Genomic DNA, 15652 nt, shown 5'->3' on the forward strand with positions numbered 1-15652 from the left:
ACTTAAAACTTGAAACATAATAAACAAATTTTATTGACTATGATGAATAATAGAAATAATAAAGATAAAAACCCAATTAAGCGGTTTAATAAAATTTCCATCGGATTGGCTTCCCCAGAATCAATGTTGGCTGAGTCAAGAGGGGAAGTGCTTAAACCGGAAACCATTAATTATAGAACCCATAAACCGGAACGAGATGGTCTTTTCTGTGAACGAATTTTCGGCCCTGTAAAAGATTACGAATGTGCTTGTGGTAAATATAAAAGAATTCGCTATAAAGGTATCGTTTGTGACCGTTGTGGGGTGGAAGTAACCGAGAAGAAAGTACGACGTGATCGTGTTGGACATATCAATTTGGTAGTGCCAATCGCTCATATTTGGTATTTCCGTTCACTTCCAAACAAAATTGGTTATATTTTAGGTTTACCTTCTAAGAAATTAGATATGATTATTTACTACGAAAGATATGTAGTAATTCAAGCAGGTATAGCCCAAAATGCAGAAGGAGATTCTTTATCAAGATTAGACTTTTTAACCGAAGAAGAGTATTTAAATATTTTAGATACCCTTCCGATGGAAAACCAATATTTAGATGATAATGATCCAAATAAATTCATCGCCAAAATGGGTGCGGAATGTATTATGGATTTATTAGCCAGAACAAATCTAGACCAATTGTCCTATGATTTGCGTCATGCTGCTAATCATGAAACATCAAAACAAAGAAAAACAGAATCGTTAAAGCGTCTTAATGTAGTGGAATCTTTCCGTGAAGCAAATCTTAACCGAGAAAACTTGCCACAATGGATGATTTTAAAAGTTATACCGGTTATTCCGCCGGAATTACGCCCGCTAGTGCCATTGGATGGTGGTCGTTTTGCAACATCCGATTTAAATGATTTATACCGTCGTGTAATCATCCGTAATAACCGTTTGAAAAGATTGATGGAGATTAAAGCTCCGGAAGTTATCTTGAGAAACGAAAAACGTATGTTGCAGGAAGCAGTTGACTCTTTATTTGATAATACAAGAAAAGCATCAGCAGTTAAAACTGAATCAAACAGACCATTAAAATCACTTTCGGATTCCTTAAAAGGAAAACAAGGTCGTTTCCGTCAAAACTTATTAGGTAAACGTGTGGATTATTCTGCTCGTTCCGTTATTGTCGTTGGACCTGAATTGAAATTGTTCGAATGTGGTATCCCTAAAGATATGGCAGCTGAACTTTACAAACCTTTTGTTATTCGTAAATTGATTGAAAGAGGAATTGTAAAAACAGTTAAATCGGCTAAGAAAATTATAGATAAAAAAGAGCCTGTTGTATGGGATATCCTTGAAAATGTTATCAAAGGACACCCAGTATTACTGAATCGTGCTCCTACCTTACACCGTTTGGGTATTCAAGCATTCCAACCAAAATTAATTGAAGGAAAAGCAATTCAATTACACCCATTAGTGTGTACGGCGTTTAACGCTGATTTTGATGGTGACCAGATGGCAGTTCACTTGCCACTTGGACCGGAAGCTATTTTGGAAGCACAATTATTAATGTTGGCTTCGCACAATATCTTGAATCCAGCAAACGGAGCTCCAATTACCGTTCCTTCTCAGGATATGGTTTTGGGTCTTTACTATATGACCAAAGAACGTTTATCAACTCCAGAAAAGAAAATTTTAGGCGAAGGTTTAGTATTCTATTCTGCGGAGGAAGTAAATATTGCACTAAACGAAGGAAAATTAGAATTGAATGCAAGAGTGAAAATTCGTGCAAAAGATTTTAACGAAAAAGGAGAATTAGTTTATAAATTAATTCAGACTACTGCAGGTAGAGTATTATTTAATGAAGTAGTACCTGAAGCAGCGGGTTATATCAATGAGGTTTTAACGAAAAAATCGTTAAGAGATATTATTGGTCGAATTCTTTCGGTCACGAATGTACCAACAACTGCGGCTTTCTTAGATAATATGAAAGACATGGGGTATAAATTCGCCTTTAAAGGAGGATTGTCATTCAGTTTAGGAGATATTATTATTCCTCACCAAAAACAAGAATTAATAGCAGATGCAAGAGAAGAAGTAGAGGCAATCACCATGAATTATAACATGGGATTAATCACAAACAATGAAAGATATAATCAAGTAATTGACGTTTGGACTTCTAAAAATGCATTATTGACAGAGTTAGCAATGAAAAACATTAGAGAAGACCAACAAGGGTTCAACTCGGTGTATATGATGCTTGATTCCGGAGCTAGAGGTTCTAAAGAACAAATTCGTCAGTTAACCGGTATGCGTGGTTTGATGGCTAAGCCAAAAAAATCAACTGCTGGTGGTGGTGAAATTATTGAAAACCCAATTCTTTCTAACTTTAAAGAAGGTCTTTCAATTTTAGAATATTTTATCTCTACGCACGGTGCTCGTAAAGGTCTTGCGGATACGGCTCTGAAAACGGCTGATGCCGGTTACTTAACCAGAAGATTACACGATGTATCACAAGATGTAATTGTGAATACAGATGATTGTGGAACATTAAGAGGAATCGAAGTTTCTGCCTTGAAAAAGAATGAAGAAATCGTTGAATCGTTAGGAGAAAGAATTTTAGGTCGTGTAGCTCTTCAAGATATTATCAATCCGTTGAATTTAGAAGTATTGATTGAAGGTGGTCTAGAAATTACCGAATCAGTAATGAGAGCGATTGAAGCATCTCCAATTGAAAGAGTGGAAGTGCGTTCACCATTGACTTGTGAAGCAACTAAAGGTATTTGTGCAAAATGTTACGGTAGAAACTTAGCAACCGGTCGTATGACTCAAAAAGGGGAAGCGGTTGGAGTAATTGCAGCTCAGTCTATTGGTGAGCCCGGAACTCAGTTAACGCTTCGTACATTCCACGTTGGTGGGGTTGCGGGTGGTATGTCTGAAGAATCAAATATCATAACCCGTTTCAAAGGTAGATTAGAATTAGACGATTTAAAAACTGTTAAAGGAGAAGATGCTGATGGAAAAGCAATTGACATCGTGATTTCTCGTTCTACAGAATTAAAATTAGTGGATGAAAATACAGGTATTGTATTAAACACACACAATATTCCTTATGGTTCAACCATTTATGTTAAAGATGGTCAAATCGTTGATAAAGGAACAATCATTTGTAAATGGGATCCATATAACGGAGTTATTATTTCTGAATTTACCGGAAAAATTGCTTACGAAGATTTAGAACAAGGACAATCATTCCAAGTTGAAATCGATGAGCAAACCGGATTCCAGGAAAAAGTAATTTCTGAAGGAAGAAACAAAAAATTAATCCCAACTTTATTAATTTATGGTAAAGATGGCGAATTGATTCGTTCCTACAACCTTCCTGTTGGAGCTCACTTAATGGTAGATGATGGCGAGAAAATTAAAGCCGGTAAAATTTTAGTTAAAATCCCAAGACGTTCCTCTAAAACAGGAGATATCACGGGAGGTTTGCCAAGAATTACTGAACTTTTAGAAGCTCGTAATCCATCCAACCCAGCAGTAGTTTCTGAAATTGATGGGGTTGTATCGTTTGGTAAAATTAAAAGAGGTAACCGCGAAATAATCATCGAATCAAAATTTGGTGAAGTGAAAAAATACCTAGTGAAATTGTCTAACCAAATTTTGGTACAAGAGAATGACTTCGTAAAAGCAGGAATGTCTTTGTCAGACGGAGCCATTACACCGGAAGATATTTTAAGAATTCAAGGACCATCGGCTGTTCAACAGTATTTGGTAAATGAAATTCAAGAGGTTTACCGTCTACAAGGAGTAAAAATCAACGACAAACACTTTGAGGTGGTTATTCGTCAAATGATGCGTAAAGTACGTGTAGAAGACCCAGGAGACACCTTGTTCTTAGAAGAACAATTAGTTCATACGAAAGATTTCATCGTTGAAAACGATAAATTATTCGGAATGAAAGTGGTAGAAGATGCCAATGATTCTCAAAACCTAAAACCGGGTCAAATGATTACGCCAAGACAGCTTCGTGATGAAAATTCTTTATTGAAACGACAAGATAAACAACTAGTGTCAGCTCGTGATGTCATTACGGCTACTGCTACTCCGGTTCTTCAAGGGATTACAAGAGCATCATTACAAACGAAATCATTTATCTCTGCGGCATCCTTCCAAGAAACAACTAAGGTATTAAACGAAGCGGCAGTAGCTGGTAAAGTTGATTTCTTAGAAGGCTTGAAAGAAAACGTTATCGTGGGTCACAGAATTCCTGCCGGAACCGGTATGAGAGAATATGACAACAACATTGTAGGTTCGAAAGAAGATTACAACGAGATAATGGCAGCTAAAGAAGAATATAACTATTAAAAATAAAAAAATGAGTGATAACAATCAACAACAAAATCAAATAAACATTGAATTAGATGAAAAAGTAGCCGATGGAATTTATTCTAATCTAGCCATTATCAATCATTCTGCTTCTGAATTTGTGTTGGATTTTGTTACCTTAATGCCTGGCGTGCCTAAAGCAAAGGTAAAATCAAGAATCATTCTAACGCCACAACATGCCAAACGCTTACTCAAAGCAATTAATGAAAACATTCATCGTTTTGAAAGTTCGTATGGTGAGATTAAAGATACCGACCAACCGCAGATTCCTTTAAACTTTGGAACCGCCGGTCAAGCATAAAAATTTGATGTTTTAAATTAGAAGCCTTTCGTTCATTCATTCGAAAGGCTTTTTTTATGCCTTATTGCTATTTCAAGAAATCCTTAAAAACACTTATAATTAGCTATATCGTTTCCGGGAATCATCATTTTTTTATAAATCAACTCTATAAACTACCCTTTAAATCGTTTTATAGCAACAAAGTTACCGTTCGTCGATTATTTAGGTATTTTATCGTTTAATATTCATCTTCAGTGTAAACTACTCTATATTTGTAATAAAATAATTTGATTACCAAAATCATAAACCAAAAAAAACTAAATTATTAGATTACAAGAAATTAGAATTAATTTAAGTAATAATAAAAGTAAAAGAGTAAGTGAAAAAAATTAAGGAAATGTCAAAGTCTTAATATGCTATCATAAATACGAAAATTAGCTAGCTTTCTCCTAATCAAAATACCACAACCCTAAAACCCTGAAAAAAGCGCGTGAGTCTTCGTGTCTCAGCAAATATGTAATGAAAGTAAATGAAAAATAAATATAGCTCGGAATTTTTAATACAACCCTTGATTATGAAATCAAAAATTATTTTCCCGTCTATTAAAAATACCTTGAACAGTTTGTTCATTGCTCTTCTTTTATTTTCTTCGCTAGCAGGCGTTGCTCAACATGGGCAATATGTTTTAGATCATACATCCAATGTAGGTCAATATACAACGGCAGCCGAGTCAAAGGACAAAGGTTTAACTCCTTTTGTGCTTGATCGAAAAGCAGCTCGCAGCCGGTATTTGTATTTAGCCAGTGAATTACATATGGAAGGTGCATCCGCCACGCCTCGTGTAATAAGCTCTTTAGCTTTTAATGTTATCGAACTAGGTTCTAATGAAGCGTTGACAGATTATAACATCTCTATCGCTCAAACATTAAATAACAATTTGGCTAACAATATGAATCCTATACCAGGTTCTGTCTTAGTTAAATCAATTGCTGTTTTAAAAATTACGGAGTTGGGTTGGTTTGAAATAGAATTTGATACGCCTTTCGCATGGAACGGCACATCAAATTTGATTGTCGAAGTTTGTAAAACCAATGCTGATGTCATTCCTCTTCCTAAGAATGTTACAGTAGCAACAACTACCCAAAGTAGTGGTACTTTTTTCAGATCATGGGCGTTAGTTAATAACATTAATGCAAACCCTAGTCCAAATGGATGTGAAATGATTGCAGCAAATAATCCTTTTAATGTTGCTAACTACTTAACAACTAATAGACGTGCACGACCAAATATTCGCTTTACATTCAAATGTAATGGGAACACTTCTCCTGGCCAAGCTTCTGTTAAATTAAATAATAATTATTGCTTAGGTGAGTCTGTAGAATTAGATGTTATCAATGGTGAACGTTCCTCAGGATTAGATTACCAATGGTTGTCATCTGATAACAATATCGACTTTTATGACATGCCAGGCGAATATAATGCTGAATTGGTTGTTGAAAGAAAGGAGATTGATTATTACTATTTACGGGCAACAGGTTGCAGCGACGATACACCAGATAATGGTAGAATTTTTTCGCAACCGGTTAAAGTAATAGGAGTTAATACTTGGAATGGAACAAACTGGAGCATGGTTAATTCTCCTATTCTTGCTGAACCTGTTCGAATTGACGGAGATTTTGATTCCGCACTCCACGGTGGCGTTTTAGAGGCTTGCTCAGTCGAAGTTTTGTCTGGTAATGTTATCTTTAGAAGTGAACACACCCTCAAAATTAAAGATAAGCTTAAAGTAGCAGCAACTGCCAACGTGGTTTTTGAAAATAATGCCAGTTTAGTGCAGGAAAACAACGTGGCTAACGAAGGTCAAATTAAATACCGTCGAAACTCGCAACCTGTTCGTTTGCTTGATTACACCTATTGGTCATCGCCTGTTAGCGGACAAACACCAAATGCATTCTCAGTAGGGACACCAAATAATAGAATTTATCACTGGAATCATTTAGTAAGTGTACAAAACTGGAATAGTGGTGTTCATAACATCCCAATGATTGCTGGAAAAGGATACATCATTCGTGCTCCTAATGGCTACCCAAATTCAGGTTCTGGTCAAGTTTTTAGCGGCGAATTTGCAGGTGTTCCGCACAATGGTGACATTACTTTAGCAACACAAGGTAAAAATCCTTCTATCGACTTACTAGCACCAGTGTATTGGAACTTAATTGGAAATCCATATCCTTCTGCATTAGATGCTGATGCATTTTTGATATCCAATAGCAGTCGTATTGACGGTACAATTAAATTTTGGACACACAATTCAGCACCAAGTGGAATATATCCCGGAAATCAAGCGTTAAATTATAATTCCAATGACTATGCAACCTACAACTTAACAGGGTACGTTGGTGGCGTGACTGGTCCTGCAGGATCTATTACAGACCCAAATGATCCGGGGTATGTTGCAAACACAACTGTTCCCGGACGTTATATTGCTGCTGGACAAAGTTTTATGGTGGCTGGCGGACCAACTTCCGGTGAAGGAACCGTTAAATTTTCTAATTCGATGCGAGTAGTAGGTGAAAATAAAACATTTTTTAAAAACGCAAATGTGATAGAAACGATTGAGAAAAATAGAATCTGGTTAGAAATGAGACATGAAGAAGGAGCATTTAAACAAACCCTAGTAGGTTATGTTGAAGGAGCTACCAACGGATTAGATTGGGGTTTTGACGGAAAAATGTTAGAAACTTCTCCTGTATTAATTTATACGAAGGCAGAAGAACAAAATTTAATTATTCAAGGAAAAGGATTGCCTTTTTCAGATACAGATTCAATTCCTTTAGGATTTTCAACAACTCTAGCTGGAAATTTTGATCTGAATTTATATCAATTTGATGGATTGTTTACAAACCAAGTTGTTTTTGTGGAAGATACCTATACAAACACAATTCATGATTTGAAAGAAGGTATATTCTCATTTCAATCTGTAGCTGGTGTGTTTGATGATCGATTCATAATTCGATTTGCAAATGAAACGTTAAGCATACCCTCTGTTGATTCAAATTCAGAAACAATTTTATGTTACGTTAAAAATCAAATTATTAATGTAAAAACAACAAATCAAACCCTAAAAAAAGTGGTCGTGTCTGATGTGAGTGGACGGATAGTATTTCAAAACAATACTTTGAACGCTGCTTCTTTAGCTATAGAGACCATTGCTCAACAAAACCAACTTCTACTTGTTCAAGTAACAAACGAAGATGGATTAAAATCTACATTTAAAATTATTTACTAAAATTGCCTTAAATTAATCTAAAATTATGGAAAAAATCTACGTTAAAAAGAATCACGCTACTCGTTTTTGCACTGTCGCACAAAAAAGCGGAATAGTTTCAATTCTTGCATTTCTCTTATTAAACCTTTTTTCATTAGAAATGAAAGCACAGGAAACCTATACATTGGGAACAGGTACCACATCCTATTCTACTTTAGGAATTAATCCATTTTCTACAATTAACAGAAGTAGTAGAAGTCAGTATTTATATTATGGACAAGAATTACTTGAATTAGATGCCATTTCTGGTAATATTATTTCTATTTCATTTTTTGTTTCGCAACTTGGACAGCCTTTGTCATTAAAACCAGAGAATCTTAAAATTAAAATGGCTATGACCTCTTTATTTGTACTGCCAACCACTTTAATTCCGAACCTTCCTGTTTATTATGAATCGACAACAGAAAATATAAATGCAACTGGATGGTACAAGTTTACTTTGCAAACGCCGTTTGAATGGAATGGATATAGCAATATTATTGTTGAAGTTTGTCGCACAAATCAAACATTTGGATCAAGTTATGAAATTCAAGCTACCCAATTTTTTGAAAATGATTATAGAACTACAGGTTTGTATACAAATGAATTAAATCAAAATGGATGTAGCCTATCAGGAGCTACGCCGATGGTGAACATCAACAGAAGAAGACGACCAAATTTACAAGTAGAAATGACTTCACCTTGTGTGGATTTACCTTCTGCTGGTGTAACGGTAGTAACTGCCGGCCAATATTGCTCGGGAGAAGAATTTACACTCTCAATTCAAGGCGGATCAATTGAATCAGGTCTCTTTTATCAATGGCAATCGTCTCCAAACGATAATGGTCCGTGGACAGATATATCGGGAGCAAACAATACAACTTATTCAACTTCACAATCAATTTCTACGTGGTACCGCAGAACAACAACTTGTATTGAAACACAATTAACAATCAACGATCAGGCCTTGTTGGTAGGAGGTGATGGCTGTTATTGTACTGCTTTAGTTGTCAATGAAAACGAAGTAGGTATAACAAATGTGTCTTTACAAAGTATTAATAATACTTCTGATACTTCAGCTGCTTATTCAAGTTTTACAAATATTCAAACAGAACTAGAAAGACAAGTAACCTATAATCTCACTGTTAATGTCAATACAGAAGGCGGAACAAATTATACACGTGCTTGGATTGATTGGAATCAAAATGCAGAATTTGAAGCTTCAGAATTATATGAGCTTGGAAATGTAACTGGTGGAACAAACGTAAATTCAGGTGCAGTTGCATCGATAACAGTACCAACAAACGCTCCACTAGGAAGTACCATTATGCGTGTTAGAACTAGTCAATCAGCTTCAAATGACTTGCCTACACCATGCGACCCAATCCAAAATGGAGAAGCTGAAGATTATGTAATCGTAGTTCTTGCGAACTTTAGCGTTGACGATTTTACTTCAAATTTTACAAGCTTGCAAATTGCTGTTAGCAATGATATGAAATTAAAAGTGGCTAATGAAATCATTGAAAATGTTACAATTTATGATTTAAGTGGACGAATAGTTTATACGGAAGCAAATTTGCAAAATGAAGTTGTTACGTTAACTAACTTTAAACCTTTACAACAGTTTTGGATTGTAAAAGTAAAGACAGAAAGCGGTGGTGAATTTACTAAAAACATCATCTTTTAATTTATTTAATACTGTATACCAAAATCTTATATTTCATGAAAACTTTTATTACCTCAATTAAATCTACTATCGCACTTAGTCTGATCTTTATTAGTCAGCTGGCTACCGGTCAATGTGAGATGCCTACAGCAGTTACGGTATCTGACCTAACTTCGACAACAGCAACAATTAGTTGGACAGCTTCAATTACAACACCCGGAATTCATTATCGCTATGAAATTAGAACATCGGGTGCTCCTGGAAGTGGTGCAACTGGATTAGCACAAAGTGGAGAACTTCCCGTTAGTCAATTATATGCATATATATCCGAGTTGAATATTAGTACGAGCTATAATCTTTATTTGCGATACCAATGTACGTCTGCTCCAAATACGTTTAGTGCATGGACAACTGCCGTTAGTTTTACAACACCTACGTTAGGAACACCTGTTGCTAATCCAGGAATTTACGTTTCAGATGAGTTTTTTACCGCTTCTTGGATTCCTATGACAGGGGTAACAAATTACAGACTTGATGTGAGTGAAGTTAGCGATTTTTCTAGTTTTCTAGTAGGGTATGAAGATATTATCGTTATTCCGAACCAAAAATTAGTGCTTGATTTACTGCCAAGTACAAATTACTATTACCGAGTTAGAGCTCAGGCTACAGGTGGAATTGGTCTTGAAACAAGTCCAAATTCTAATGTAATCATGATAACAACTCTCGCAGCAGCGTCAACATTTATTGTTTGGACTGGAAACGGTTGGGCTCCAGATATCGAACCAAACATCGATTTAGATGTAATTATTGATGCAGATTATGATACAAGTATTGATGCTGAAAATTATCCTTTTTTTGAAGCAAAATCGTTAATTATCAATTCAGGTTCACAATTCATATTGGGAGAACTTTCAAGTTTAATGCTTTTAAATGAAGTGGTTAACAATGCGGGCCCAAATGGTTTTATTATAGAAAATAATGCTAGCTTCGTACAACTTAATGATACGGCAGTTAATGTTGGTGAAATAACAGTAAAAAGAAATAGTTCTGCCTTATTCCGTTTGGATTACACCATGTGGTCCTCACCAACGTCGGATATTGCTACAAATAATCCGCAAACATTAAAAGCGTTTTCACCAGGAACAACAAATAATCGTTTCTATACGTATACAACTGCAACTGATTTATATACAACTATAGCTAATCCCGAAATAAAATCTTTTGACGCAGGAATTGGCTATTTGATTCGTATTGCAAATAACCATGTTCCTTATGTAGATCAGACAAGTGTTCCTGCAATTTGGCAAGGTTCTTTTGTTGGTACGCCAAATAATGGGATAATAAGTATTCCTTTGTCAACAGCAGGAAATGGATACAACTTAATTGGAAATCCATATCCATCCGTGATTAGTGCAGAAGATTTTGTTTCCAATAACGAAGATAATATTGAAGGGACTATCTACTTTTGGAGAAGACGAAACAATACTGCCGGAACAGGTGATAGCGGAAGCTTTTATGCTACCTACACTAGTTTAGGAGGAACAAGTTCTAGTGAGGCATCTGATACGAGTGATGCTCCTAATGGTTTTATTCAAGTTGGCCAAGGTTTTTTAGTAAAAGCAAAACCAGCCGCAACAGCCGTTGTTTTTGATAATTCAATGCGTGAATTTGAAAATTTTGATAATCAATTTTTTAGAAACAATTCAATTATAAACCAGATAGAAAAACATCGAATTTGGCTTAATTTAACAAATGAGGCTGGAGTACACAGTCAATTACTTGTGGGTTATGCTGAAGGTGCTTCAGACGGCTTAGACAATCGCTTTGATGGTGAATTTATCAAAGATTCTGATGTTGCACTGACCTCATTAATTGATAATAAAGAATATACTATTCAAGCAAAGGCATTGCCTTTTAATGATCAGGATGCAATACCTTTAGGATTTAAAGTTACTGTTTCAGGTCAATATACAATTACTTTAAAAGATTTTGATGGTTTATTTTTGGGAGAGCAAAATATCTATTTATATGATGCTGTTGCACAAACTATTCATAATTTAAAAGAAACTGCTTATGTTTTTGCAGCTGAAAGTGGAATACACAACGAACGTTTTGAACTGCGTTTCACAAACGAAACCTTAGACCTTTCAAATCCAAATTTAGAAAAAGCGATTGTAGTAACTACGAAAGAAAATACAATTGGCGTCGAAGGTGGAAATATAGTAATGACTGGAATAACTATATTTGATATGCAAGGTAGAAAATTACTTGAAGTAAGTCAGTTGAATACATCCACTGTTAAAATTGAATCAATTAAAAAATCAAATCAAGTTTTGCTAATTCAAATTAATGACGATCAAAATAATTTAGTTACTAAAAAACTTATTTTTTAAACATTTTAAATTATTAAAAAATGGCTGAAACCAACCCAAATAATGGGTTGGTTTTTTTGTATGAAAATACCTAATATAAATCTTGTTTATCAATACGAAAACGTTTTAGTATACTTCATGAAAAAATAAAAACTGTAATAAATATAATTATTTTACTATCTTAGTAGCTAATTTTTTTTAAATAATTAATAAATAGTTATTTTTAATAACTAAATACATACAAAACGTTTAAAATATGAAAAGAGTTATACGCGTATTTTTTTTGCTATTTTTTGGCATGTCGTTCGCCCAACAAAATGTGTTTCATCGCGATAACGCCAATACTGGCGATTGGGGCAGTGGTAATTTACCCTGGTTTTACCAAACTTCAAACAATAGTCAAGGTGATCCCGATAACGGTAATAATACCCGTAATGACGTTTTTATTGGACACAATAACAACACCACGATGACGTTAAACGGACGATTTTATATTCATCGCGATTTCACCTTTCAATCGGGTGCAAGCTCTGCGAGAACATTAAATAATACTGCTGGTGGTGGTTTTTCGTTCAGTAGGTCGTTAATCAATGCCTCAACCGCAACGCATATATTCAATACGCCTGTCGGGATTGATGGCAATAATTCAGAAATTATTTTAAGTAATGCAACTGGAGGAAATTTAACATTTAATGGAAGTGTTTTTACAAATAATAATCTTGTCTTCCTAAGAAATAGTAACGGTAATACGGGAACAATTACCTTTACTGGAGCTGTGCCACAAGGCGGTAGTTTTGTAAAACAGAATGGCGGAACTGTCAATTTTACTGCTAGTGCTGATTTTAGTGGAAGCATTTTTATTGATGAAGGAACTGTAAGAGTAGGGCGAAATTTAGCTTCGAATGTTATAGAAATCGGTGGCGGTTTAGCCGCTTCATCACCGCTTAATGCAATCCTAGAAATCGAGAACGGTGGAACCACAATCTCAAAGTCGATTACAGTCAAAAATTTTAATAACACAGGAGGAAATCGAAACATAAACTTTACACACCCTTCTTCAACGTCGGCAACTATCTCAGGAGCAGTGGCTCTTGAACGAACAGTAACAATTACTAATCCAAATACAAATAACGGAGCAGTTGTATCCAATACTATTTCTGGAATTGGTGGCATTACTAAAGCAGGAACTGGTTTGTTGCTTATTTCGAGCGGTTCGGTTACATATAGCGGTTTAACAACTGTTTCTGCTGGCGAATTGCGATTCAATCCATCGGCCAATTTAACGTTATCAACTCCTTTCCGACTTGAAAATGGCGCCGTTTTTGCTACTACTGGAGTAGCTACCAATCGTACGATAACATCTTCTGGTTCAAATGCTACCTTACAATTAAATTCGGGAACAGCAACACTTGCTTTAGCAGCAGTTAGCCATTCTTTAACTTTCGCAAACAGCAGCAGTGTTTCATGGGCTGGAACTACTTTAACTATTTCAGGGTGGAATGGTACTGCTGGACAAGCTGGAACTGTTGGGAGAATTTTTTTTGGAAGCAATACTACTGGCCTAACAGTTGCCCAATTAAATAAAATTAATTTTTCAGGTTTTCCAAGTGGAGCACAATTATTATCGACTGGAGAGTTAGTTCCTCGTTGTGAAAACCCTACAAATGGCGGAACGATCGATGGGAACCAATCTATCTGTGCGGGCAGTGACCCAGCAGCATTTACCAGCATCACTAGCCCATCTGGACAAACCGGAACCATAGAATATAAATGGCAATTTTCAACAACAAGTTCATCCGCAGGTTTTAGCGATATTTTAGGTGCAACAACTAATGTATATGATGCACCTGCTGGAATAACCCAAACAACTTGGTTTAAACGTTTGGCTAAAGTTACTTGTCAAACAGATTGGACAAATGCAGCAGAATCAAACGTAGTAGAAATAACAATTGCTTCTACATCATGGACAGCTGCCAATGGCGGAAGTTGGACTAACGGTGCTCCAACGGCTACAACCGCGGCAATTATTGAATATGATTTTACAAGCATAGCTAATTTAATTGCTTGTTCTTTAACTGTATCTAATAATGCTGCTGTAATCATTTCTAGCGGTAATTCAGTAACCTTAAACGCCAGTCTAGTAGTTAATACTGGAAGTACATTTACATTAGAACATAATGCTAATTTAGTTCAAAACGAAACTACTAACACCAATTCAGGTGAAATTATAATTCAAAGAGAAACGAGTTCCTTAATGCGATTAGATTATGTTATTTGGTCAAGCCCAGTAGCCAATCAAAACCTATTGGATTTTTCGCCAGATACCGTCGCGAATCGCTTTTATACATATAGTCCATTAAATAATAATTATAGTGCTATTGTGCCTTCTACAAATGATTTTGCAGAGGCTACAGGCTATTTAATTCGCATGCCAGACAATCATCCAACCACCGCAACCCTTTGGAGCGGAACATTCAACGGTGTGCCTAATAACGGAACAATCAGTGCCGCTATTTCTGACGCAGGACAAGGATTCAATGCAGTGGGAAATCCGTATCCATCTCCAATTACAATTTCAGACTTCTTAACAGACAATACTGCTTCTATTACCTCTGATTTGTACTTTTGGAGAAAAACAAATAATGCAGCAGGCTCTGCTTATGTAACTTATTCAGGTGGTGTGTTTAGTGATGCATCAAATACAAGCGATCAAATTCAATCTGGTCAAGGTTTTATTGTAAAAGCAACTACGGGAGCAACGGCAATTGAATTCAATAATTTACAAAGAACAACCGATAATGGTTTGTTTTATAGAACAACATTATCTGATGGAGTAAGTAGAATGTGGATTGGCTTAGCAAACGAACAAAATGAAGTTGGCTCAATGGTAATTGGTTATAAAGACGAAGCAACAAACGGCTATGATGCTGATTTTGATGGTTTGTACATCAATGATAGTCCGTTGGCTTTAGTTTCTTTAGTTGATACTGCCGAATTAATAATTCAACATCGTGCGCCATTCGAAGATTCAGATGTTGTGCCATTGCTCTTTAAAACCAATACAGCTGGAAATTACACCATTTCCATCACAGGTTTAGCGGGCTTGTTTGATTCGACTAACCAAGCAATTTATCTAAAAGATAACCTAAATAATACCATTACTAACTTAAAAACAGCGTCGTATGCTTTTGCTTCAGAAGCAGGTGTTTTTGCTAGCCGTTTTGAAATTGTTTACCAAGCTCCATTATCGGTTGAAAATCCGGTTTTCGGAAATGGCGTTGTAGTTTATTCTAAAAATCAAGAGATCAATATCAATACCGGAGCGGAAGCAATGGCAACTGTAAAAGTAATTGATGTGAGAGGTCGTTTATTGACTGAAAAAAACAATGTTAATGCAATGACAACAACAATTCCATTAGCACAAGTAGCTAATCAGGTATTAATTGTTCAAATTACAGCTGCTAACGGACAAATTGTTTCCAGAAAAGTAGTTCACTAAGAAATACATTATTTACAATACTATAGAAAGCCGTCTCATAATTGAGACGGCTTCTTTTTTGTTTTCAACTTTAATTTTTACAAATTAATTTGTGCTTTTTTGTTACAAACAGAGTAGGTAGTACAATTACCTTTAATTCGTATCAGAAATCTTTAGGGAA

The 15652-nt window shown here is 35.5% G+C and carries 6 protein-coding genes; all 6 read left to right on the forward strand.

What is annotated here, in order from left to right:
• Positions 1-39: 39 nt before the first annotated feature.
• Entirely contained in the window at positions 40-4347 is a 4308-nt protein-coding gene (gene rpoC, locus ACIQ2Z_RS04890) for a DNA-directed RNA polymerase subunit beta' (RefSeq protein WP_396183044.1), read from the forward strand.
• 10 nt (positions 4348-4357) lie between these two features.
• Positions 4358-4669 (forward strand): DUF3467 domain-containing protein, encoded by a 312-nt coding sequence (locus ACIQ2Z_RS04895; protein WP_396183034.1) that lies wholly within the window; start codon positions 4358-4360, stop codon positions 4667-4669.
• 553 nt (positions 4670-5222) lie between these two features.
• Entirely contained in the window at positions 5223-7937 is a 2715-nt protein-coding gene (locus ACIQ2Z_RS04900; RefSeq protein WP_396183035.1) for a hypothetical protein, read from the forward strand.
• 25 nt (positions 7938-7962) lie between these two features.
• The gene (locus tag ACIQ2Z_RS04905; protein ID WP_396183036.1) at positions 7963-9642 is read left to right on the forward strand and encodes a GEVED domain-containing protein; all 1680 of its coding nucleotides are present in this window, start codon (positions 7963-7965) and stop codon (positions 9640-9642) included.
• Between the two features lie 35 nt (positions 9643-9677).
• On the forward strand, positions 9678-12014 hold the full coding sequence (locus ACIQ2Z_RS04910) for a T9SS sorting signal type C domain-containing protein (protein WP_396183037.1): 2337 nt from the start codon (positions 9678-9680) through the stop codon (positions 12012-12014).
• Between the two features lie 235 nt (positions 12015-12249).
• Positions 12250-15492, forward strand: coding sequence for a T9SS sorting signal type C domain-containing protein (locus tag ACIQ2Z_RS04915; RefSeq protein ID WP_396183038.1), 3243 nt, complete (start codon positions 12250-12252; stop codon positions 15490-15492).
• Positions 15493-15652: the final 160 nt, after the last annotated feature.

Origin of the sequence: Flavobacterium sp., assembly GCF_044361015.1 — a bacterium.
Classification (GTDB): Bacteria; Bacteroidota; Bacteroidia; order Flavobacteriales; family Flavobacteriaceae; genus Flavobacterium.